The sequence below is a fragment of the Sphingobium sp. DC-2 genome (assembly GCF_000722555.1).
GTDB lineage: Bacteria > Pseudomonadota > Alphaproteobacteria > Sphingomonadales > Sphingomonadaceae > Sphingobium > Sphingobium quisquiliarum.
Map to the genome: position 1 here is coordinate 41177 of NZ_JNAC01000114.1, position 21754 is coordinate 62930.

The window sequence follows — 21754 nt, forward strand, 5'->3', positions numbered from 1 at the left end:
TTTCCGTCGCGCCGCCGCCGGTCAGAAATGGATTTCCGGCAAAGGCTGCCCATCATGCACATAAGGGGCTGCCTCGATCAGGATGAAGGCCATGCGGCACGGCGTATCGCTGCTGTTGCGCCACAGATGCATCGTGCCGCGCTGCACGGCGACATCGCCCTGCCGCAGCGTCGTGACCGAACCGCCGTCCAGTTCCAGTTCGATCTCGCCCGACAGCACCAGGCCGTAATCGACCGAACTGGTCCGGTGCATGGGCGAAACCGTGCCCGGCAGGATGTCGACGATGCGGATGACCGAGCCCGACGATATCGTGTGGCCGGTCGCCAGTTCCCGCCCGTCCACGGGGTCGTTCGCATCGGCGGGAACGGTTTTCGTCGCCCAGATTTGCAGGAAGCGCGCGCCACCGGCTGGCACGTCATGCGTGGCCGCCGTGTCGTCCGAACGGATGATCGCGCGGCCGTCTCCGTCATGGCCGGTGACGACGCGCCGGATCGGCGGAAGACTGGCCGCGGTCATGCCGCCGCCTCCGCCTTGCGCGCGTTCGTGGCGGCGTCCGGCGCAAGCGGGTCGGCCACGCACCGCACGACCTGCGCGCCGACGAGCCCGTCGATCTCGCCGCGCATCACGTCGCCCGGCTGGAGATAGCGGTTATAGTGGGTGCCGTTGCCCGACGGCGATCCGGTCATGATGATGTCGCCCGGACGCAGCGGCGTATAGGTGGCGATGAAGTGGATGATCCGCGCCACGGGGAAGATCATGTCGTCTGTGCCCTCATCCTGCATGACGCGATCGTTCAGCGACAGGCGGACATGCAGCTTCTGCGGATCGGGCACGAAACGCGCTGGCGTGATGTAGGGGCCATAGACCTTGAAGCCCGGCGCGCCCTTGCTGGCCAGCCAGTCCATGCCGAGTTGCGGCATGTCTGGGCGGGCGTTGAGATCGCGCGAGGTGATGTCGTTCATGATCGAATAGCCAGCGACGCAATCGAGCGCCTTGTCCAGCGAAACGCGGTAGGCAGGTTGCCCGATCACCACGGCCAGTTCGAGTTCCCAGTCCGGTTCGGCATGATCATGGGGCAGAACCAGTTCCGTGTCCGGCCCGGCGAGCGCGCCCCTGTTGGCCACGAACACGAACGGCCTGCCGCCCGCCGCCCGCGCGTCCATCACCTTGCCGCCCGCGATCCGCCGTTCCTCCGGCGTCATGTCCTTGAACTCGCCGGGGCCGGTGTCGACAATGATGTCGACCACATGCTTGCGGTAATTGGCGCCGGAGCCGAACACGTCGCCGGGCATGTTGGGCAGGTGCGCGGTCAGCGCCTGCTCGTCCTGCCATCCGTCCTGCGGAGCGGACTGCATGGCCGCGCCGATCGCCGCTTCCCAACGGCTCCAGTCGGCCAGCAGCGCGTCCACGGTGCCGGGCGCGCCGTCCAACAGCCTGCTCAGGGGAAGAACCCGGCCATTCTGTACGATCCCGGGCCAGCGATCCCCGCTCGCCTGAGAGAACATGCCCAATGCGTAAATTCCGGTCATGAGGTCACTCCGATTGTTCAGGCGAGTTCAGGATGCGTTTTCAGATGTGCGCACCGCGTGAAAGCTCGCTATCTGCCATTTTCCATTCCGCTTGACCCAGACCTGGGTCACGAACGATCCCACTTCGATCCGCTCCTCATGTCCCCGCCTGCGGACGATGTTCGTCATTTCCCCGGTCATGATCGCGGCGCCGGGGCCGATACGCCGCACCTTCAACGGTCCCCGGCGGATGTCGATGAATTGCAGGAAACCACCGGCATGCTGAAGCAGCTGCGCCTTGTCATGTACGATGCCCGTGGTGTGGACATGCACGATGTCGTCGGCGATCAGTTCTTCGAACGCGGCCATGTCGTCTGTGGTCAGCGCTTCCCTGCGGCGCGCCTCCAGGCCGGCGAGCATCGCGGCCAGCGCGCCATCGTCCAACCCGTCGGCTTCAAGCTCATAAGCGGTGCTCAAGCTTGTCTCTCCTGGAAGATCGTTATACCCTATAGCAGACTGAGTAGATCGCGGGGCGGCGCGGGTCCAATCGATCTGGGTGATCACTGCTATTCGCGATTGCGATATTTCAACGGGCGATCCATCAGTCCTTGTGGCGATATGAGGGGGAAAGATGCTCCGTCGGACCGCCTGGAGCAATATAGAAGAAGAGGATGTCGATGCGCTTTGAAAAGCTGGATCTCAATCTGCTGGTGGCGCTCGATGCCCTGATCGAAGACCGGAATGTTTCCGCCGCGTCCAAGCGGCTTCACCTGAGCCAGCCTGCCTTGAGCGGCGCGCTCAACCGGCTGCGCGACTTTTTCGGGGATGAGCTTCTGGCCCAGAACGGCCGAACGATGGTCCTGACGCCCAAGGCCGAGGAACTGCGTGGCCCGGTGCGTGAAGCCCTGATGTTCATCCGCGCGCGCATCACCACGCCCGCGGCGTTCGAACCGGCGACGGCGGAGCGCAAGTTCCGCATCCATGTGTCCGACTATGCCTATGACGTTCTGATCGCCGATGTGACGCGCAAGGCGATGACGCTGGCGCCGGGCGTTTCCTTCGAGCTTTTCACGCCCGACCGCCGGATGATGGAGCGGCTGGAACGGGGAGAGGTGGACATGATCATGACCATCGATTCCTATCTGCCCGATACTCATCCCAAGCAGGCGCTCTATACCGACGAACATTCCGTCATCAGCTGGTCGGAAGGGCGCTATGCCCATGCGCTGAGTGCGGAGGAATATCTGGCCGCGGGGCATGTCATCGCGGCTTTTGGTCCCGACCGGCTGCCAGCTTTCACCGAAGCGCATCTCGACCACCAGGGGATCAGCCGCCGCGTCGACATCAGCGTGCAAAGCTTCACCTCCATTCCGCGCAGCATCGTGGGGACCGACCGGCTTGCGACGATGTACCGGCGTCATGCCGAATATTTCGCGCAGTTCATGCCGATCACGATCCAGCGGCCGCCGCTGTCCTTTCCCGACATCGTTGAATCGGCCCAATGGCACACGTCCCGCGCGGGAGATGGCGCGATCCGCTGGCTGCTGGACCTGTGCCTGGAAGCGGAGAGGGAGATGCACGGCGGGCAAGGCGAAAGGAAATGTTTATAGCTCGCATTGAACCTTTGGATTTTTGGCAGTCTCCGCGCTCGTGTACCTGCGTCTGTAAATTCTCTGGAGAGGTTATATGGGCGGAATCATAGGGATCGAGTCGATAATTTATGGTGTCGAGGATCTCGACCAATGTGTTCGCTATTTTGAGGATTTCGGCCTGCATCTTTCCGCCAGGGCCGATCGGGAAGCCGTATTCGAACTGGAGGAAGGATCGTCCGTTCTGATCCGCCCCCTTGCTGATGCCGTTGTGGAAGGACAGAAGCTGACGGGCTTCGGCGTGCAGCAGGTGATCTGGGGCGTTCGCGACCAGAAGAATCTGGATCGCCTCGTGGCGCGGCTGCGGAATGTCACAGATGTCGCGATCGATGCGGACGGGACGGCGCGCTTCCTGGATTGCGACGGCATTGCCATGGGTCTGCGCATCTATGACAAGAGGACCATCTGGGGCGCGCCGGAGCCGGTCAACAGCTATGGCAATGTGCAGCGGCGCAACGCCAATCGCAAATGGCGGGTGAAGGCCAATCCCAAGACGATCCAGCATGTCGTGTTCCACGCGCCCGACCCGGAAGCCAGTTTCGCCTGGTATCGCGACAATCTGGACTTCCGGCTTTCCGATATTCAGGAAGGTATCGGCGTTTTCGCCCGCGCGCCCGGCACGAACGATCATCACAATCTCTATTGGCTGCGCGCCGATCTGCCGGGATTGACTGGCGCGACACGGTTCAACCATGCGAATTTCGGTGTCGAGGACATTGACGAGGTCATGGTCGGCGCAAATTACATGGAGCGCCAGGGCTGGAAGAAGTCGAGCTGGGGGCTGGGGCGTCACCGCATCGCCAGTTCGATCTTCCTCTATCTGCCCTGCCCGGCCGGGGGGGAGGCCGAATATGGCACGGACAGCGACTCCCTGGATGATAGCTGGGTGCCCCGGCGCTGGAGCTGGCTGTTCGGCACGATGAGCTTCATGCACAACCTCCAGCCCTGGATCTTGGAAGAGGTCCCATGGGAGGTGGATTTCGTCGAAGGCTATGCGCCTGCCAAGCCGGTCGCTCCGCATCCCGATCAGGCGGCGGACGCGGCGGTCAAGGCGGGCGGCGTCGAGGCCGGGGCCGCGCTGCCCAATCCGACCCATGGGAAGCTGCTTGCAGCGGGGAAGGCCATGACTGAGAGCCAGAAATGACGGAAATCGACCTGCGCCGCCGCGCCTGCATCGTTGGAGCGTTCGAACATCCCACGCGCAAGGCGCCGGACAAGACATCCGCGCAACTGCATGCCGAATGCGCGCGCGGCGCGCTGGAGGATGCCGGACTGACGCTCAGCGACGTGGACGGCTATTTTTGCGCCGTGGACACCCCTGGTCTCGGCGCGATCGACATGGCCGAATATCTGGGCCTCAATCCGCGCCACATGGACACGACGGAACTGGGGGGCGCTTCCTATCTTTCGCATGTGGGCCATGCCGTTCAGGCGATCGCCGCGAACAAATGCGACGTGGCGCTCATCACGCTTGCGGGGCGGCCGCGCAGCGCTGGCGGCGGGATTGGTGCCACTGGCCCCTATATCTCCCCCGACACGCCGGACCTTCCGTGGGAACGCCCCTATGGCTGGGCGCCCGCGCCGATGTACGCGCTGGCGGCGATGCGGCACATGCATGAATTCGGCACCACGTCGGCGCAGCTTGCGGCCGTGCGCGTGGCGGCGTCCCTGCATGCGCAATATAATCCCAACGCCATGCTGCAAACGCCGGTCACGGTCGAGGAGGTGCTCGCCTCGCCGATGATCAGCGATCCGCTGCACAAGCTCGATTGCTGCGTGATCAGCGACGGCGGCGGCGCGCTGATCGTCGCGCGGCCGGAAATCGCGCGTTCGCTCGCCCGCCCGGTCGTGAATGTGCTGGGCGCCGGAGAGGCCTATAAGGGCTATCTGCGCGGGCAGGTGGACGTTAGCTGGTCCGCCGCCGCGCTGTCGGGGCCCAGGGCGTTCGCGGCAGCGGGCGTTTCCCCGCAGGACATCCAATATGCCTCGCTCTACGACAGCTTCACCATCGCCGTCATCATGCAGCTGGAGGATCTGGGCTTCTGCGCCAAGGGCGAGGGCGGACGCTTTGTGGAGGAGGGGAACCTGATCGCGGGCCAGGGCAGGCTCCCCTTCAACACCGATGGCGGCGGCCTTTGCAACAATCATCCCGAACATCGCGGCGGGATAACCAAGGTCATCGAAGCAGTCCGCCAGTTGCGCGGCGAAGCCAATCGTGAGGTTCAGGTTCCCGGCTGCACCCTGGCCGTGGCCAGCGGCCTGGGCGGCATGATCGGCGGCAGGCACGCGACTTCGACCCTCATTCTGGAACGCGAGTAACCTATGACGACGCCCTATCAGGACCGGCCTCTGCCCGGACCCATGCTCGACACATCGACCACGCCCTTCTTCGAAGCCGCGAAGGAGGGACGGCTGATGATCGCCCGCTGCACCCAATGCCGTCAGCCGCACTGGTATCCGCGCCCGCTCTGCCCCTATTGCCTGGGCGATACGGCGTGGGAAACGGCGTCCGGCCGGGGCACCGTCTATAGCTACAGCGTCGCGCGCCGGATGGGGCCTGTCCCTTACGCCATGGCCTATGTCCGGCTGGAGGAAGGCGTGACGATGCTGACCAATATCGTCGATGCCGACCTGGACACGATCCATATCGACCAGCCGGTGGAAGTGACGTTCAAGCCGATGGAGGATGGCTGGATGATGCCGATGTTCCGTCCCGTAGAAGGGCAGACCGATGCCGCTTGAACAAGGTGATATCCTCTGGACGCCCGGCAAGAAACGGCGTGAGGCATCGCAACTGGCGCGGTTCGAGCGCATGCTGGCGGACACGCGCGGCCTCCACTTCGCCGATTATGAGGCGTTGCGGCAATGGAGCGTGGATTCGCTGGAGGATTTCTGGCGCGCGATTGTCGAATTTTTCGACCTTGGCGGGGACGGTTCGCCCGAACCCGTGCTCACCGGCGATCAAATGCCCGGCGTCCATTGGTTTCCCAACTTGCGGATCAACTTCGCCGAACAGATATTCCGCCAGAGCAGCGACGATCGTCCCGCCCTCATCCACCGCGACGAAAGCGGCGCGCCGCCGCGCGAGATCGGGTGGCGCGAGCTTGAGCGTGATGTCGGCGCACTCGCCGCGACGCTGCGGCGGCTGGGGGTGGAGCAGGGTGACCGGGTCGCCGCCTATCTTCCCAACCGGCCCGAAACCGTGGTCGCCTTCCTCGCTTGCGCCAGCATCGGCGCCATCTGGTCGAGCTGCGCCCCGGAAATGGGGCATCATGTCGTGCTCGACCGGCTGAGCCAGATCGAGCCCAAGGTGCTGATCGCGGCAGACGGCTACCGCCATGGCGGGAAGCAGCATGATCGCCGCGCGGCGGTAAGCGAATTGCTGGCGAAGCTGCCCAGCGTCAAGACGCTGATCCATGTCCCTGCGTTCAGCGACGGCCCGCCGCCCGAATGGCGTGACCTGCTGTCCTGGGCCGATGCGACGAAGGACGCCGCTCCGCTGGAGCCGGTGCGCCTGGGCTTCGAACATCCGCTGTGGATCGTCTATTCCTCCGGCACGACGGGCCTGCCCAAGGCGATGGTCCATGGCCATGGCGGCGCGGTGGTCAAGCTGCTGAAAACGCTCGCGCTACAGGCGGACCTCCAGCCGGGCGACCGGGACCTCATCATCGCCAGCACGGGCTGGATCGTGTGGAACGTGCTGGTCGGCGGGTTGCTGTGCGGCGCGACGGTCATGCTGTGGGATGGTCATCCGGGCTGGCCGGATCGCGAAGCGCTGTGGGATTTCATCGACGATCAGCAGGTTTCCATGTTCGGCTGCGGCGCGGCCTATCTGACCGGCGCGATGAAGGATGGGTTGCGGCCGGGCGCGACCCGGAAATTCTCGGCCCTCAAGACCCTGATATCGGCAGGATCGCCATTGCCGCTGGATGCGTTCGCCTGGGTCTATCGCGACCTCAAGGCGGATGTGTGGCTGACCGCGCCGTCGGGAGGGACCGACATCATCACCTCCTTCGTTTCCAGCGCGCCCACGCTTCCCGTCCGCGCTGGCGAAATCCAGTGCGCCGAACTGGGCGTGGCCGTGTTCGCCTTCGACGAGCAGGGCAGGCCGGTGGAGGATGAGGTGGGCGAACTTGTCGTCACCAAGCCGCTGCCGTCCATGCCGCTCTTTTTCTGGAACGACCCCGATGGCAGCCGTTACCGCGAAAGCTATTTCGATGTCTATCCGGGCATATGGCGTCATGGCGACTGGATTCGCTTCACGCCGCATGGCGGCTGCATCATCTATGGGCGAAGCGACACGACCATCAACCGCTTCGGCATCCGTATGGGAACGGCCGAAATCTATCGCGTGGTCGAGGAGATGGACGAGATCCGCGACAGCCTGGTCGTCGACCTTGAATATCTGGGCAGGCCGTCCTTCATGCCGCTGTTCGTGGTTCTTGCCGATGGCGTGGTTCTGGACGACGCGCTCAAGCAGCGGATCATCGACCGCATACGCCGCTTCGCCTCGCCGCGCCATGCGCCGGACGACATCGTCGTGGTCCCGGCGATCCCCCGCACGCTGACCGGCAAGAAGATGGAGCTTCCGGTGCGCAAGATGCTGCTGGGCGCGGACCCCGCCAGCGTCGCCAGCCCCGACGCCATGGCCAACCCGGAAAGCTTTGCGGCCTTTATCGACTATGCCCGGTCAGGCCGCGTGCCCCAGATGGCGGCTTGACCGTGTGACCGCCGGGCGGACCTCCATCCGCCCGGCGCCTGTCAGCGATAGGCTTTCAAAAAGGCCACGAGCTGGTCGATCTCGCTGGCATTGGTCATGCCCGGAAACAGCATGCGGTTGCCGGGAACCATTTTGGAAGGCCCGGCAAGATAGCGCTTGAGCGTGGGCGCATCCCACACCACGCCTGCCTTCTGCATGGCGGGCGAATAGCGCCGGAAGCCATCCGCTCCGCCTGACTTGCGCCCGAAAACGCCTCTGAGGTCTGGCCCGATGCCGTCGCCCAGAACACTGTGGCATGCGGCGCAGCGGCGTTGAAAGATGATTTTGCCGGGCGCAGGCTCGGTCGCGGGCGCGGCGTCAGCCACGCCGGGAACGAAGGCGGCCGCAGCCGCGATCAGGGCCGGAATGATGGTGGTGCGCATATATCGTCCCGATGCTGTCAAGCTGGTGGAGTGAGGTAGCCGAACATCCCGTGCGGATCATATCGCGCAAGAAGGGACTTCATCCGCTCGGCCGACGCCGCCGACAGGTAGCGGCGGTTGTTGCCATATTGGCGGTTCATCAGCATGTTGTCGTCGTTCAGATTGCCGCCGTTCGAAATCGGCGCGAAATCGCGGATGAAGTCCTGCGTCCATGCGGCGCAACGGGCATCATCGGCCGGATCGGACGAAACGCTGGTCGGCGAGACATAGCTGCGGCCCGTGATTGAACAGGCCATGTCCGGCAAAGTGCGGGCAGGCACGAAGGGCTGCCAGAAGACGAAGGATTCCGGCGTGGGGCGGCTGTTGAACGACCGGAGGAAGCGCGGAATAATATCGTCCGCACCCGCATCGGTCCACGCGCCGTCGCAGACGAAACGCCCGCCGGTCAGGAGCAGCGGATCATCCTCCGTATCCGACGGCATGTTGACCGGCAGTTCCACCATCTTGTCGACCGCCTTTCCAAGCACGGGACAGGTCGCCAATATCTCGCGCACCGCCTGCAAGTGCGCTTCGGTTTCGGCGTGGATGGGGCAGGTGAGCAGGAGCCGATTCTCGCCCTTCATGGCCGTGGCGAGCGCGAACATTTCAAGGTAGCGCGGAAAGCGCTCCATCACTCCGTCCATCCATCTGAGCACCGGCTCTATCTCTGATTGCGGGAAGATATAGTTGGTGAGCCGCTGAAAGGCCGGGCGAGGGTGAACGCGAAGATAATAGCGCACGGCCACGCCGAAGAAGCCCGGCCCGGACCCGCGCGCCGCCCAGAGATAATCGCTGTTATGGCTTTCGTCGGCGTGGATCAGTTCGCCATCGGCCGTGACCAGGTCCAGCGCCATGAGATTTTCGCATCCCAGGCCAACCGACAACGCATTCCAGCCAAAGCCGCCACACATCACGAAGCCGCCCAGGCCGACGCCGTAATTATGGGCCGTTGGGAACATCAGATCATGCTTTTCGCGCAGCAGCCGGTTGAGGTCCTGGCTTTGTGTCGAGGGGCTGATCACCGCGATGCGCTGGGCGGGATGGACGTCGATCTGTTCCATTTTCGCCAGATTGATCAGCAAGCTATTGTCGCGCGTGTGCGTCCCTTCCCAGCTATGGCCGCCTGAGCGCGTTCCGACCTTCCATCCTTTTGCGCGGGCAAGGCGGACGGCATGGATCACGTCCGTCTCGTTCGTGGCGAGAACGATGGCGTGCGGATATCGTTCGGGCTTGCGCGCATTCCATATGCCCGCTTCCCGGATAGGCTCGTAATTGTCGTCGGACCGGAAAAAGATCTTGCCCTTGAGTGCTTCAAGAGGATCGGAACGCTGCGAAATCGTCGTGAGCTTCTGGGCGCGGGCAACCGCCGCGGCGGCAAGCAGAAGGCTGCCTCCAACAAGATGTCTCCGGTTCAACATGGCCATCAGGCTCCCCCTCATTCCATCAACTTTATGTTTTCTTTGCCTGATCCGGTTCTTGTCCACTGGATCGAAGCGAGGCAGGCGCCCGGTTCTCTGGGCAGCATTGCATGACGCACCGCGCACCCCGCGACGGAATATTTGACGACCGGCGTGACGTATGACAATGCATGATTCCTCGCCATTTTCATACTTTGCGTCCGGCATGTCCTGATGGAACCGCTTTCTCAGCTTCTGGCCGCTGTGCGCATTTCCTCTCCGCTGCTGTCGGTGATCCGCATCGGCCGCGATACGGCGGTGCGGATCGATTCCCTGTCGGGCAGCCCCTTCAACTATGTCATCAAGGGCAGCTTGACCTTCACGTCCGGCGATACGGTGGTCCCGCTTGAGCGCGGCGATTTCCTGATGCTTCCGCGATGGCCGGTCCATGAATTCACGAACGGCGAACGCCTTCATACGGCCTCGCTCAAGGATATTTATGAAGGGCTGGGCCTGCCGAGCTGGAGCGAGGATCTCGACCAGTCGATCAGGATCGACGTTGGCGATCCGCCCTGGACGGCGGAACTGCTGTCGGGCACGGCGATCCTGAACTTCGCGGCCGTATCCAGCGTCGCGCGCGCCCTGCCTGACGTCATCCATCTTGGGGGCGCGCTCAACCGGCTGAAGCCCTGGATCGAGCCGGTCATGCTGCTGATCGAGGATGGCAGCGGCGAACCACGGATGGGCTTCAATACCGTCGCCACCCGCGCGATCGAAATGCTGCTGGCCGTGGCGCTGCGTGACTGGGCCCTGTCATCCTCGCATGAACGCGGATGGCTGCGCGCCATCGGGCATCCTCCTGTTGCCCGCGCGCTCGCCGCGATCGGCCGTGCGCCTGGCAGGCATTGGACAGTCGCAAGCCTTGCGGCGGAAGCGGGCCTTTCCCGCTCCGTCTTTGCCGAGACTTTCCACCGGCTGATGGACGAGACGCCCTTTCACTATCTGCGCCGCTACCGCATGCAGCTTGCGGCGGAACGCTTGTCTGACGGAGATGCCTCGCCCGCGCGGATCGGTGCGCAATTGGGCTATGACAACCCGCTGACGTTCAGCCGCGCCTTCCGCTCCGTCCACGGCACAAGTCCGTCGCGGTTCAGGAAAGCCAGGGCGGCGCGGGGGGCGGGCGGAGGGTCCGGGCCTGACGCCGTTTGACAGCCCGGCGGACAATGCTCGCCGCCTGCATATCGGCGATCCGGCGATGGATGCTATTCATATTATCAATTGGTTTCGAAAATCGCCTCCGCGTAACCGATAGCCCCGGCTTTTACCGAACGATGGTCAACCGTCGCAGAACAGCGGGTGGATTGATCGATCAATCGCAGGAGAGGTTCGATGCTGGACGATGCGACGCGCTGCCCTGTCAGCGATTGGGACCCGTATGAGGACGCGGCGCTCCTTGATCCCTATCCTCATTATGCGCGGCTGCGCGATATGGGGCCAGTGGTTCACTTGTCGCATTATGATCTTTATGCGCTGCCTCGCGACAGTTCCGTCCGCTTCGCACTGGATAATTGGGAGATTTTCTCTTTGGCGAAAGGCGTCCTGCTGAACGATCGCGCTAATGAAGGCGCGAGCGGCACGACCCTGTGCAGCGATCCTCCCGAACATACGCGCATGAAGGACGTGATCATGCGTCCGTTGAAACCGGCGGCGCTGCGTGAGCATGACTCGCATATCAAGGGCGAGGCCCGGTCGCTGGTTGCGTCCCTGCTGCAACGCGGCACCTTCGACGTGGTGGCCGATCTGGCGCGGCACCTGCCGCTCGCCATCGTTTCCAGGCTGGTCGGCTTGCCTGAGGTGGGGCGGCAGTTGATGCTGGACTTCGCGCCCGCATCGTTCAACACGGCCGGCCCGATGGAGAAGGAACGCACGCGGCAGGCGTTCGAGGTGCTGGAGCGGACCTGGCCCCAGATCGTGCCTGGCGCCGCGGCGGACGTTCAGCCGGGCAGTTGGCTTGCCGGGCTCTATGAAGCGGCGGATGAGGGGGCGATCCCCCGCGACAAATGCGCCACGATGGTGCTCGATTATGTAGGTCCCAGCCTGGACACCACCATCACCGCCACGGTGAACGCCATCTGGCTGTTCGCGAACCATCCCGGACAATGGGACCTGCTGCGCGACCGGCCCAACCTGATCCCCAACGCCATTAACGAGATCGTGCGCCTGGAATCGCCCATTCAGGGCTGGACCCGTTATGTGACCCGCGACGTCGATGTCGAGGGCGTCACCATTCCGGCAGGTTCCCGCGTGCTGGTGATGTTCGCTTCGGCCAATCGCGACGAACGGCGATGGGATGCGCCCGAGCGGTTCGACATTGGGCGGCAGGGCGTTGCCCAGCATGTCGGCTTTGGCCGGTCGGTCCACAGCTGCGCGGGCGCGAACCTCGCCCGGATGGAGATCGCCGCCCTGCTCACCGAACTGCTCCCGGCGGTGAAACGCTTCGAAATTATCGAAGAGGAACGGGAGGTCAACAATATCGTCCGCCTGTGGAAGCGGCTTTCTGTCCGCGCCGTCCAGTAACTGGGGCGGGCGGGATAGCGTCAGCCGTTGCACGAATGAGGAGGCGAATATGGAAGGTGATCAGCCGCGCGATCCGATCATGCTGGATGGCAAGGTGGCGATCGTCACCGGCGCCGCCGGAGGCATTGGCGCCGCTACCGCCAGGCTGATGGCCCGGCGCGGCGCAAGCGTCGTGATCGCCGATATTGCCGGTGATGCGGCGCAGGCGGCCGCACAGCGGATCGGCGAGGATGGAGCGGCCGCCATCGCGCTTCCTGTCGATCTCGCGGATGAGGCGTCGGTCGTCGCGCTGATCGAGGAGACGGTGTCCCGCTTTGGGCGGCTCGACATATTGCACAATAATGCCGCGGCGCTCACGCCCGAACTCCATGCGGCGGACCTGGATATCGCGCGGATGGAAACATGGGCGTGGGACCGGAGCTTCGCCGTCAATTGCCGCGGCACGATGATCGCGATGCGGACCGCGCTGCCGCACCTCGTCACCTCGCGCGGGGCGATCGTCAATACCGTGGCGGCGATGGCCCTGCGGGGCCATGCCCTCCAGGCTGCCTATACCGCGTCCAAGGCGGCGGTGATCCAGATGACCCGGTCGGTCGCGGCGTCGCACGGCCGCCTGGGCGTGCGCTGCAATGCCGTCGCCCCCGGCCTGATCCTGACGCCGGTCGTGCGCGACCATCTGCCGCCTGAAATGCTGACGATGACTCTTGGCGAGACGCTGAACGACAGGCTCGGCGAACCGGAAGACGTGGCGCAGATGGCCGCCTTCCTGGCGTCGGACGCGGCGGGGCATGTCAATGGCCAGGTCGTCACCGTGGACGGCGGCTATATCAGCCATATTCCGGGCGTATCCGGCTTGTCATGAGCGAGCATAATGCCCTGCCATGAGGAAGCGGGGGCGAAGCGCTGGGAGGGGCGGCCTTTGCCTGCCGCTGGGTCCCGGCCCTGCCAGTGCCTATCAGTTTTCGGCATGGCTCTAATCTGTTTTTACGATTGGACGGCCAGACAGCTATTACCCATAATTTGAGCAGCCATAATTTCTACAGATGGCGCCTGATGGCGGCGAAAGAACCGCCGTAGAGCCCATAAGAGCAAGACGCAAGATTTGGTGATCTGTGGTAAGTGGCGATAAGGGAAGCCCGCATGATTTAATGGGCTTCCCGGCCTGAATGTTGTGCTGAATGTGCGCACGAATAAAGAAAATCGCGCACGATGATAACAGATAGGGGAGGGTATAATGACATTCTATTTACGTGCGGGCGTGTCTTTCGTGGCCCTGGGTCTGGCTGGCATGGCTCATGCGCAGGGGGTTCAGACCGGCATCGCAACGCAGATGCCGGATTCCGCAAGTGCCCGCAACGGGCCGGTGGGCATCGAAGATATTGTCGTCACCGCTCAGCGGCGCAGCGAAAGTCTTCAGCGCGTTCCGATCACGGTGAGCGCCGTGACCGCTGACACCGTCCAGGCGCTGGGCATCACCAACACGGCTGATCTTTCCGCGATCGCGCCCAGCTTCACCCTTCAGACGCAGATCGGCAACGCCACGCCCTTCATCCGCGGCGTCGGCACGCAGGCCGCCGGAAGTCCCGGACAGGAAAACAGCGTCGCAATCTATGTCGATGGCGTCTATATATCGGCGCAAGCCGCATCCATCTTCGCGCTGAACAGTATCGAGCGGATCGAAGTATTGAAAGGGCCGCAAAGCACCTTGTTCGGCCGCAATGCCACCGGCGGCCTTATCCAGATCATCACGCGCGAACCAAGTCACGACACGCAGATCGAAGGCACCGTGGGATACGGTAACTATCAAACCTTCAATGCAAAACTCTACGCCACCACCGGACTTAGCGACAAGGTCGCGATCGATTTTGCCGGTTCCTATTCCCATCAGGGCAAGGGCTGGGGCACGAATGTGATCACCGGCCGCGACGCGAACAAGACGCCGCTCGACCTTGCATTGCGCAGCAAGTTGCTGTTCACGCCTACCGACACGACGCGCATCACCTTCGCCGCCGATTATGCCCGCATCAGGACAACCACCGGCATTTCCACCAGAACGGCGCCGGGCTCCGTAAACGCGTTGGGCTATAGCTCCCAGGGTGGATTCTACGATACCTCCGCCGAACAGGAGCCGATCTATAAGGCGAAGAGTGGCGGCCTCAGCCTGAAAATCGAACAGGAAGCGGATTTCGCCCAGTTCGTCAGCATCACGGCCTTCCGTGAATCGCGCGCGACTTCGGTCGTCGACTTCCTTTCCAACCCGCAGCGGGGACTTGTCATCGCGCTCAATCCCCATGAGCGCCAGTTCACGCAAGAACTTCAAATCCTGTCGCCCGAAGGCAGCGACATCAAATGGATCGGCGGCCTCTTCTATTATCGCAACAAGGGCGAGTTCGATCCGTTTGAGGTCCGTGCTTACCCCGCACTGACCCATGCTCCAGGTCCGGTCATCACCCGAAGCACGGGTCAGATGACAACCGATTCCATTTCGGCCTTTGCCCAGGCGACGTTCCCGCTCGGCAAGACCACGCGCCTCACCACGGGAATACGCTACACGCGGGACAAGCGCGAAGCCACCAACTATGAGCAGGTCCTGCCTTCCTTCGCGCCTCCGGGCGACCCCATAATCTATCCCGTGCGGCGGTCGAAATCGAGCAAGCCGACCTGGCGCATTTCGCTCGACCAGGATCTTGGCCCGAACGTCCTGGGCTATGCGTCCTACAATCGCGGGTTCAAGAGCGGCCTCTACAACTTGCAGGAGCCGACTGCGGATGCGCTCAAGCCGGAGAAGATCGACGCTTATGAGGTCGGGTTGAAGGCGGACCTTTTCAACCGGATGCTGCGCCTCAACATCGCCGGCTTCTACTACGATTATACCAATCTTCAGCTGCTGCGGGCAGAAGGCGGCAAGACTCAGTTGCTGAATGCCTCGTCAGCGAAAATCTATGGCCTCGATTTCGAAGGCACCCTCGTCCCGGTGGAGGGGCTGACGCTGCGCGCAGGCGTTGGGCTGTTGCATTCCCGCTATGGCGACTTCCCCAACGCGGTCCAGACGACGCCCATCGTGGACCCCGTGACCGGCCTTCCCACGGGAGGGAATATGACCGGGCCTCTCAACGCCAAGGGTAATCACACGGTCTTCGTGCCGGATTATACGATCAACGTGTCGGCCGCCTATGAACGCCGGTTCGATGCAGGAACGCTGGGCGCGACGGTCGGATATTATTATAGCGGCCGCCGCTATTTCGAGATCGACAACCGGCTTTCGCAGGACCCTTATGGCCTGCTTTCGGCCGAACTGTCCTGGACGCTTCCCAACGATCATCTGCGGGTGCGCGTCTGGGGCCGCAATCTGGCCAATGAGAAAGTCTTCAGGCAGATTACGGAGCAGGCCGTGATCGACGGGGTCATCGCCGATGCCCCGCGCACCTACGGCGCGGCGCTCGATTTCCGCTTCTAGGCATCTGTTTGCCGGTACTTGGCCCGGCGACCGGGCCGGTGCCGGATCTTTGGGGGAGCGGCTCTGCGGGGCGAAGGGTCGGCACAGGCCGGGTTCTTCGTCCCGCAAGTTGTGTTGGAGTTCATCATGACCAGCCGGACTGATACGATCGTCTTCACGCGGGCAGGGGAAGTTGCACTGCGCAAGGAGGAGCTTCGGCCGCTTGATCCCGGCTGTCTTCGTGTCGAAACGGTGCGGACGGCGATCAGTGCGGGCACCGAACGTCTGTTCCTTTCAGGCGACGGCCTGCCTGACGGCTGGTTTCCGTTCAGGCCCGGCTACAGCGCCGCCGGATATGTGGCCGAAATTGCGCCCGGCGTCACGAATTTCGCGATCGGCGACAGGGTTTTCGCGCTCGCCAATCATGCCGCCGAATGCGTCGTCTCCGAAAATCAGGTGATCGCCATTCCTGACGCGGTCAGCTTTGAACAGGCCTGCTTCGCATCGATCGCCAGCATGGCCATCTACGCGGTGCGGCGCGCCAATTTCCAGCTCGGCGACCCCGTCGCGATCATCGGGCAGGGCCTGATCGGCCTGATCGCAAGTTCGGCCGCCCGCTATGGCGGGGCCATGCCGCTGATCGGCCTCGACATCGATCCCGAACGTCTTGATCTGGCGCGGGCGATGGGTGTCGATATCGCGCTCGATCCACGCGACGGGGATGCGCTGGCGGCGGCTCTGGGGCGCTTGCCCGGAGGCGGCGTGGCCGCCGCGATCGAACTGTCCGGCTCCGGCCCGCCCCTGGATCTGGCGCTTCGCATCACCCGCCAGCGCGGCACCGTGTTCGCGGGGTCCGCCGTCAGGGAGTTCAACGGCAACTTCTATGGCGAACATTGGATGAAGGGCATCACCATTACCGGCGGTTTCATCGGTTCTCGCCCGCAACTTCTGGAACAGCATGTCACGTCGATCCATGACTGGCCACCGCGTGTCGACAGGGCAGGCGAATATTTCGCGACGGGCATCTATACGTCGATGGACGATATCCGAACCTTCTTCGAAATGGTCGCCACCGGGCGGCTGGACATCGCCCCGCTGATCACCGGCAGATATAAACCGTCAGACGCCGCCACTCCGTTCAGGCGGCTGCTTTCCGGCGACCGGAGGATGATCGGCGCTGTGTTCGAATGGCGCTGATGCGGGCAGCGGAGGCTTATGCCGGGTCGAACTTCATTCGCTGGCAGGCCCTCACAACCCCGGCCGGGGTCGAGCGCTGGCCCGGAACTGGGCGGGCGTAGTGCCGAAACGGGCGGCGAAGGCCGTGGTGAAGGCGTAGAGGGTGGTGTAGCCCGACCGTTCGAACGCCTGTTTCACGCTCGTCCCGGTGCGAAGCCGTTCGGCGGCCGTGTCCATCCGCAATCCGCGCAGATAGGCCGCTGGCGTAACGTCCATCACCTCCCTGAACCGTACGCTGAAGGTGGATCGGGACAGTCCCGCCCGCCGCGCCATCGATGTCAGCGTCCAGGACGCGCCGGGCGCTTCGTGCAGCGCCTGGAGCAGCGCGCCGATCGCCGGGTCCGACAAGGCGCGGGCGAATCCGCCTGCGCCGGGGCTGCGCAGCGCCTGCGCGCGCAATATCTGAAGGAAGATGAGGTCGGCGATCCGGCTTGAAATGGCGGCATATCCCGGCTCGTGCCGTGCCTTCTCCATCTCCATGAACTGGAGGAGCGAAGGCAGCCAGGGTCCAAGATCGATGTCCCGCGGCGACAGGTGAACCAGCCGGGGCATGGCGGCGAACATGGGATGCAGCTTAGCGGTGTCGAGCGAAAAGACCATGCTCAGGATGACGGTTCGTGCGCCGCCGCCGCCCGCCTTCATGATCAGTGGCTCCTCCAGCCATTCGCCGGGGCGCCACGGGGGGCCATTGTTATTCTCCACAATCTCGCGGATCGAAACGGGCGGTCCCGCCGCGCCGGGCGAGCGAAGCTGGTGCTTTTGCCATTGCGGGAACATCACCAGATCGCCCGCCGACAGCAATTGCGGCGCGGCCCCCTCGTGCTCCAGCACCGCTTCGCCTTCGACAATATAATGCGTCGGCGCGCCCACCCATTGCTCATGGTCGATATGCCACGGGGCGGACAACTGGATCATCCCGATCAGCGATCCTTGCAGATGCGTCGCCTCAAGGATTCTGCTCAGCCTGTCCATCTACCCTCGTCTAGCAGCCAATTCGGACGGATTCAGCTATTTTATGCGATGGTGCAGATAGAAGGACGGGTGGAGGAGCAATAATCTTCCGCCTGCGAAGTGCGAAAAATCAAAGCCGACAGTTCCCTATCTTCGCTGGAGAGTTTTCGATGATGATCGACGGTATCGATATGCTGCCGGGCCGGGCGGAGTATCCTCGCAATCAATGGTATGTCGCGGCGTTCGGGTTTGAAGTGACCGAAAAGCCGCTTCACCGCATGTTGTTTGGCGATCCGGTGGTCCTTTATCGCACGCCCGATGGCACGCCGGTCGCGCTGTTCGACCGCTGCCCGCACCGGGGCATGCGGCTGTCGAACGGCGGCACCGTCATCGGGGACGACATCCAGTGCAATTATCACGGCATCCGTTTCAACCCGGAAGGCAAGGCATGCCTGATTCCATCCGGCGGCGCGCCCACCTCCGCCATGTCGGTGCGCCGTTATCCGCTGGTGGAAATTTCGGGATGGATCTGGGCCTGGGCGGGCGATCCGGCGAAGGCCGATCCCGCGCTGCTCCCCGATCATGAGGAGATGGGCGTGACCGCGCCGGGTTTCCATTCCTATTTCGGCCTCTGCCTGCCGGGCGAGAGCAACTATCTCTACTCGCTGGAAAATCTGGTGGACGCCACGCACATCACCTTCCTGCATCACGGCATGATCGACGCCGGAAACGTGGCGTCGCATCCCTACAGATGCACGCAGCAGGGCACGAAGGTCAGGATGGAGCGGGAATTCAGCGACGAACCCGTCCCCCCGATGATCAAGCTCGCCATGCAGATCAAGGGCGACCGGGTGGACCGCGTGCTGGACCTGTGGAGCTATGCTCCCCATGCCGTCGTCGTCCGGCAGACATTCGCCGACACGAGTGACCCGTCGATGGAACCGCGTGACGCCCGCATTGTGTTCGGCATAACGCCCGCCGGTCCCAAAAGCTGCTACCAGTTCGCGGTGGTCGTGCAGAATTATCCCAGCGTGCGCGCCGAATTCCTGCTGGACGACTTCCGCCGCCTGCTGATGGAAGATGTGGTGGCGCTGAACGACATCCAGCAACTGTTCGACCAGCTCGAACCCGATCGCGTGCCCGAAGTGTCGGTGCGCGCGGACGAAGGCGCGATCCGCACGCGCAGGCTGATCGCCGCGCAGATCCGCGCGGAACGGGAGATGGTGGCGGAGGCGGCGGAATGAGCGAGCGCCGCACGCTGGTCGTCGGCGCGGGCATATCCGGGCTCACCGCCGCGGCCGCGCTGGGGCAGCGCGGATGGGACGTGCTGGTGATCGAACGCAGGGGCGAGGTCGCGGATCATGGCGGCATCGGGCTGACCATGGTGGGCAATGCGATGCAGGCGCTCGACAGGATCGGGGTGGCCCGGCAGTGCGTCGATGCCGGCGTTCCGATGGACAAGGTCGCCATTTGCCGTCCCGATGGCGCGCATCTGCTCGATGATCCCATGCAGCCGCTGGGCGGCGCGGAATGGCCTGCCGGAACCGGAATGACGCGCTCCGACGTGCACGACATATTGCGCCGCGCCGCCGAAAAGGTCGCGGTCATCCGCTGCTCCACCACGGTCGAAGCGATGCGCAATGCCGGGGATGGCGTGGAGGTCACGTTCGACAATGGCAGCACGGGCCGCTTCGAACTGGTGGTCGCCGCTGACGGCATCTATTCCCAGACGCGGCAATGGCTGATGCCGCAGGTGAAGCCCCAGCCGACCGGCCAGGCGGTATGGCGCGCCGAAGTGCCGCGTCCGGCGGGGCTCTACACGACGCATCTCTATCCCGGCGGCTCGCCGGGCTTCGTCGGCATTTGCCCCATCTCGCGCGACAGGGCCTATCTCTACATCGTGCAGGATATGTCCGGCGAACCGCGCGAACCTTCGACGCTCCATCTCCAGATGCGCGCCGGACTGGAAGGTTATGGCGGGCTCGTCGCCGAAGCCGTCCAGAACCTCAACGCGCCGGAGCAGGTGAATTACCGGCCGCTGGAATGGCTGCTTGCGCCCAGGCCCTGGGGGCAGGGACGCATCGTCATGATCGGCGACGCCGCCCACGCCAATCCGCCCACCCTCGCCCAGGGCGCGGCAATGGGGATCGAGGACGCGGTCGTGCTTGCGGAGGAGCTTGACGCGACTCCGGGCTCGATCGGCGATGCGCTCGCCCGCTTTGCCGATCGCCGCTATCCCCGCGCGCGCGATGTCGTGGAGATCAGTTGCCGCCTGTCCCGCTGGCAGGTGGAGAAGGCGCATAATGCCGATGTGATTGGCGAGATATCGCGCTCCCACGCCTTGCTCTGCGAGCCTGCCTGACCCGCTGTCGCCGCAAGGCAAGCGCCAGCGTCCCCGCAGTGCAAGATCGCGCGCGGCAAGGAGAATAGCGAGGTTGTCGAAACAATCTTCTGGAGATTAACGATGAACCTTCACGCCAAGCTGCTCGAACGCGCCGAACAGGGCCGTCCGATCCGCGTCGGGCTGATCGGCGCTGGCAAGTTCGGGTCGATGTTCCTGGCGCAGGCCGTCAGCACGCCGGGCATCCATGTCACCGCCGTCATCGATCTGCGGCCGGGCGTCACGCGGGAGCATCTCGTCTCGCTTGGCTGGCCGCTGGAGCGGACCGCCGCCTCCTCCATCGAAGACGCCGTGCGATCGGGCGGCACCTTCGTGGGCGATGACGCTCTTGCGATGATCGCGCATGACGGCGTGGAACTGGTGATCGAATGCACCGGCCATCCGATCGTCGCGGTGGATCATTGCCTTGCAAGCTTCGCGGCGGGCAAGCCGGTCGTCAATGTGACGGTAGAGGCGGATGCGCTGTGCGGCCCTCTGCTCGCCCGCCGCGCGGCCGAAGCGGGGGTGTTGTACAGCCTTGCCTATGGCGATCAGCCAGCGATGGCCTGTGAACTGGTCGATTGGGCGCGCACCTGCGGCCTGACCGTCATCGCCGCCGGGCGCGGGCATAAATGGCACCCGGACTACCGGTCTTCGACCCCCGATACCGTGTGGGATCATTGGGGGCTGGGCGTGAACCGGGAAAGCGCGGCGGCCGGGGGCCTCAACCCCAAGATGTTCAACGCCTTTCTGGACGGGTCGAAGCCGTCGATCGAATGCGCGGCGCTGGCCAATGCGACCGGCCTTCAGGCGCCGGTCGACGGCCTCGCCTATCCCCCCGGCGGCATCGACGATATCGCGACGCTGATGCGCCCCCGCGCGGAAGGCGGCGTGCTGGAGGCCAAGGGGCTGGTCGAAACCATCTCCAGCATCAGGGCCGATGGAACCGAAATCCCCTATAATATCCGTCCCGGCGTCTGGGTCTGCGTCGAAGCGGAAAGCGACTATGCGCAGCGGTCCATGCGGGAATATCGCATCGTCACCGATCCGTCCGGCCGCTATATGTCGATGTACCGCCGCTGGCATCTGGTCGGGATCGAAGTGGGCGTTTCGGTCGCGTCCATCGCGCTGCGCGGCGAAACGACCGGCGCGCCGCGCGGCTTCAACGCCGATGTCGTCGCCACGCCCAAGCGCGATCTTGTGGCGGGCGAGATGCTGGACGGCGAAGGCGGCTATACCGTCTTCGGCAAGCTGATGCCCGCAGCCGCGTCGCTTGCGGGCGGGCACCTGCCGCTGGCGCTGGCGCAGGGGATCAAGCTCGTCCGCGACGTGCCGCGCGATCAGCCGCTGCGCTGGAGCGATGTCGTCGCGGACGAAAGCGTGACCGCCTACGGCTTCAGGCGCGAGATGGAGCGCCTGTTCGCCAGCGCCTGATCGTC

At 64.0% G+C, this 21754-nt stretch carries 19 protein-coding genes; 13 read left to right on the forward strand and 6 right to left on the reverse strand.

Translation table 11 applies throughout. From position 1 onward, the window contains the following. Positions 1-21: 21 nt before the first annotated feature. Genes ET21_RS0119365 through ET21_RS0119375 form a run of 3 tightly spaced genes read right to left on the reverse strand, consistent with a single transcriptional unit; the run spans position 22 to position 1985 of the window. A complete protein-coding gene (locus ET21_RS0119365) occupies positions 22-516 on the reverse strand; it encodes a cupin domain-containing protein (protein ID WP_030540947.1) in 495 nt (164 codons plus the stop codon). Next, complete coding sequence (locus ET21_RS0119370) at positions 513-1529, reverse strand: fumarylacetoacetate hydrolase family protein (RefSeq protein WP_081856782.1); 1017 nt, start codon at positions 1527-1529, stop codon at positions 513-515. Before ET21_RS0119370 ends, ET21_RS0119365 begins: the two co-directional genes overlap by 4 nt. A 27-nt stretch (positions 1530-1556) precedes the next feature. Continuing rightward, positions 1557-1985, reverse strand: a complete 429-nt coding sequence (locus ET21_RS0119375; RefSeq protein WP_021238077.1) for a nuclear transport factor 2 family protein — start codon at positions 1983-1985, stop codon at positions 1557-1559. Positions 1986-2185: 200 nt separating this feature from the next. Between ET21_RS0119375 and ET21_RS0119380 the strand changes: the two genes are divergently transcribed. From ET21_RS0119380 to ET21_RS0119400, 5 genes are all read left to right on the forward strand, one after another. Beyond that, on the forward strand, positions 2186-3118 hold the full coding sequence (locus ET21_RS0119380) for a LysR family transcriptional regulator (RefSeq protein ID WP_051209639.1): 933 nt from the start codon (positions 2186-2188) through the stop codon (positions 3116-3118). 76 nt (positions 3119-3194) lie between these two features. Next, positions 3195-4301 carry a VOC family protein gene (locus ET21_RS0119385; RefSeq protein ID WP_081856783.1) on the forward strand — a complete coding sequence of 369 codons (1107 nt, stop codon included), beginning with the start codon at positions 3195-3197 and terminating at the stop codon, positions 4299-4301. Continuing rightward, a complete protein-coding gene (locus tag ET21_RS0119390; protein WP_237751612.1) occupies positions 4298-5476 on the forward strand; it encodes a thiolase domain-containing protein in 1179 nt (392 codons plus the stop codon). The genes ET21_RS0119385 and ET21_RS0119390 overlap by 4 nt, the downstream gene beginning before the upstream one ends. 3 nt (positions 5477-5479) lie before the next feature. Continuing rightward, a complete protein-coding gene (locus ET21_RS0119395) occupies positions 5480-5899 on the forward strand; it encodes a Zn-ribbon domain-containing OB-fold protein (RefSeq protein WP_030540953.1) in 420 nt (139 codons plus the stop codon). Next, entirely contained in the window at positions 5889-7877 is a 1989-nt protein-coding gene (locus ET21_RS0119400; RefSeq protein WP_030540954.1) for an acetoacetate--CoA ligase, read from the forward strand. The genes ET21_RS0119395 and ET21_RS0119400 overlap by 11 nt, the downstream gene beginning before the upstream one ends. Positions 7878-7918: 41 nt before the next feature. Here ET21_RS0119400 and ET21_RS0119405 read toward each other — a convergent pair whose 3' ends face one another. Together ET21_RS0119405 and ET21_RS0119410 are read right to left on the reverse strand one after the other, a co-directional pair. After that, a complete protein-coding gene (locus ET21_RS0119405) occupies positions 7919-8299 on the reverse strand; it encodes a cytochrome c family protein (protein WP_030540955.1) in 381 nt (126 codons plus the stop codon). 17 nt (positions 8300-8316) lie between these two features. Then, positions 8317-9762: an FAD-binding oxidoreductase gene (locus ET21_RS0119410; RefSeq protein ID WP_030540956.1), complete on the reverse strand. Its 1446-nt coding sequence runs from the start codon at positions 9760-9762 to the stop codon at positions 8317-8319. A gap of 207 nt (positions 9763-9969) precedes the next feature. Between ET21_RS0119410 and ET21_RS26730 the strand changes: the two genes are divergently transcribed. The 5 genes from ET21_RS26730 to ET21_RS0119435 all read left to right on the forward strand — a co-directional run bounded on the left by ET21_RS26730 (position 9970) and on the right by ET21_RS0119435 (position 16945). Continuing rightward, positions 9970-10944, forward strand: coding sequence for an AraC family transcriptional regulator (locus ET21_RS26730; RefSeq protein WP_051768245.1), 975 nt, complete (start codon positions 9970-9972; stop codon positions 10942-10944). 180 nt (positions 10945-11124) lie between these two features. Beyond that, positions 11125-12312 carry a cytochrome P450 gene (locus ET21_RS0119420; RefSeq protein ID WP_030540958.1) on the forward strand — a complete coding sequence of 396 codons (1188 nt, stop codon included), beginning with the start codon at positions 11125-11127 and terminating at the stop codon, positions 12310-12312. Positions 12313-12361: 49 nt separating this feature from the next. Next, positions 12362-13174: an SDR family NAD(P)-dependent oxidoreductase gene (locus ET21_RS0119425; protein ID WP_037471492.1), complete on the forward strand. Its 813-nt coding sequence runs from the start codon at positions 12362-12364 to the stop codon at positions 13172-13174. 372 nt (positions 13175-13546) lie between these two features. Continuing rightward, the gene (locus ET21_RS0119430; RefSeq protein ID WP_051768246.1) at positions 13547-15769 is read left to right on the forward strand and encodes a TonB-dependent receptor; all 2223 of its coding nucleotides are present in this window, start codon (positions 13547-13549) and stop codon (positions 15767-15769) included. 126 nt (positions 15770-15895) lie between these two features. Further along, positions 15896-16945 (forward strand): zinc-binding alcohol dehydrogenase, encoded by a 1050-nt coding sequence (locus ET21_RS0119435; RefSeq protein WP_156029307.1) that lies wholly within the window; start codon positions 15896-15898, stop codon positions 16943-16945. A 51-nt stretch (positions 16946-16996) separates the two neighbouring features. On the opposite strand, the gene ET21_RS0119440 is transcribed toward ET21_RS0119435, so the two are convergent. After that, positions 16997-17956: an AraC family transcriptional regulator gene (locus ET21_RS0119440; protein WP_030540962.1), complete on the reverse strand. Its 960-nt coding sequence runs from the start codon at positions 17954-17956 to the stop codon at positions 16997-16999. A 149-nt stretch (positions 17957-18105) separates the two neighbouring features. On the opposite strand from ET21_RS0119440, the gene ET21_RS26735 reads away from it, so the two are divergent. The 3 genes from ET21_RS26735 to ET21_RS0119455 all read left to right on the forward strand — a co-directional run bounded on the left by ET21_RS26735 (position 18106) and on the right by ET21_RS0119455 (position 21749). Next, entirely contained in the window at positions 18106-19179 is a 1074-nt protein-coding gene (locus ET21_RS26735; RefSeq protein ID WP_051768247.1) for an aromatic ring-hydroxylating dioxygenase subunit alpha, read from the forward strand. Further along, positions 19176-20297: an FAD-dependent monooxygenase gene (locus ET21_RS0119450; protein ID WP_030540964.1), complete on the forward strand. Its 1122-nt coding sequence runs from the start codon at positions 19176-19178 to the stop codon at positions 20295-20297. The genes ET21_RS26735 and ET21_RS0119450 overlap by 4 nt, the downstream gene beginning before the upstream one ends. A gap of 102 nt (positions 20298-20399) precedes the next feature. Further along, on the forward strand, positions 20400-21749 hold the full coding sequence (locus tag ET21_RS0119455; RefSeq protein WP_021238061.1) for an NAD(P)H-dependent oxidoreductase: 1350 nt from the start codon (positions 20400-20402) through the stop codon (positions 21747-21749). Positions 21750-21754: the final 5 nt, after the last annotated feature.

What these genes read in the sequence shown, in the direction of transcription:
- ET21_RS0119390 (WP_237751612.1), top strand. Translation starts at nt 4,298, where the DNA reads ATGACGGAAATCGACCTGCGCCGCCGCGCCTGCATCGTTGGAGCGTTC.
- ET21_RS0119455 (WP_021238061.1), top strand. Translation starts at nt 20,400, where the DNA reads ATGAACCTTCACGCCAAGCTGCTCGAACGCGCCGAACAGGGCCGTCCG.
- ET21_RS0119405 (WP_030540955.1), bottom strand. Translation starts at nt 8,299, where the DNA reads ATGCGCACCACCATCATTCCGGCCCTGATCGCGGCTGCGGCCGCCTTC.
- ET21_RS0119385 (WP_081856783.1), top strand. Translation starts at nt 3,195, where the DNA reads ATGGGCGGAATCATAGGGATCGAGTCGATAATTTATGGTGTCGAGGAT.
- ET21_RS0119450 (WP_030540964.1), top strand. Translation starts at nt 19,176, where the DNA reads ATGAGCGAGCGCCGCACGCTGGTCGTCGGCGCGGGCATATCCGGGCTC.
- ET21_RS0119430 (WP_051768246.1), top strand. Translation starts at nt 13,547, where the DNA reads ATGACATTCTATTTACGTGCGGGCGTGTCTTTCGTGGCCCTGGGTCTG.
- ET21_RS0119435 (WP_156029307.1), top strand. Translation starts at nt 15,896, where the DNA reads ATGACCAGCCGGACTGATACGATCGTCTTCACGCGGGCAGGGGAAGTT.
- ET21_RS26735 (WP_051768247.1), top strand. Translation starts at nt 18,106, where the DNA reads ATGATGATCGACGGTATCGATATGCTGCCGGGCCGGGCGGAGTATCCT.
- ET21_RS0119440 (WP_030540962.1), bottom strand. Translation starts at nt 17,956, where the DNA reads ATGGACAGGCTGAGCAGAATCCTTGAGGCGACGCATCTGCAAGGATCG.
- ET21_RS0119370 (WP_081856782.1), bottom strand. Translation starts at nt 1,529, where the DNA reads ATGACCGGAATTTACGCATTGGGCATGTTCTCTCAGGCGAGCGGGGAT.
- ET21_RS26730 (WP_051768245.1), top strand. Translation starts at nt 9,970, where the DNA reads ATGGAACCGCTTTCTCAGCTTCTGGCCGCTGTGCGCATTTCCTCTCCG.
- ET21_RS0119365 (WP_030540947.1), bottom strand. Translation starts at nt 516, where the DNA reads ATGACCGCGGCCAGTCTTCCGCCGATCCGGCGCGTCGTCACCGGCCAT.
- ET21_RS0119425 (WP_037471492.1), top strand. Translation starts at nt 12,362, where the DNA reads ATGGAAGGTGATCAGCCGCGCGATCCGATCATGCTGGATGGCAAGGTG.
- ET21_RS0119395 (WP_030540953.1), top strand. Translation starts at nt 5,480, where the DNA reads ATGACGACGCCCTATCAGGACCGGCCTCTGCCCGGACCCATGCTCGAC.
- ET21_RS0119380 (WP_051209639.1), top strand. Translation starts at nt 2,186, where the DNA reads ATGCGCTTTGAAAAGCTGGATCTCAATCTGCTGGTGGCGCTCGATGCC.
- ET21_RS0119400 (WP_030540954.1), top strand. Translation starts at nt 5,889, where the DNA reads ATGCCGCTTGAACAAGGTGATATCCTCTGGACGCCCGGCAAGAAACGG.
- ET21_RS0119420 (WP_030540958.1), top strand. Translation starts at nt 11,125, where the DNA reads ATGCTGGACGATGCGACGCGCTGCCCTGTCAGCGATTGGGACCCGTAT.
- ET21_RS0119410 (WP_030540956.1), bottom strand. Translation starts at nt 9,762, where the DNA reads ATGGCCATGTTGAACCGGAGACATCTTGTTGGAGGCAGCCTTCTGCTT.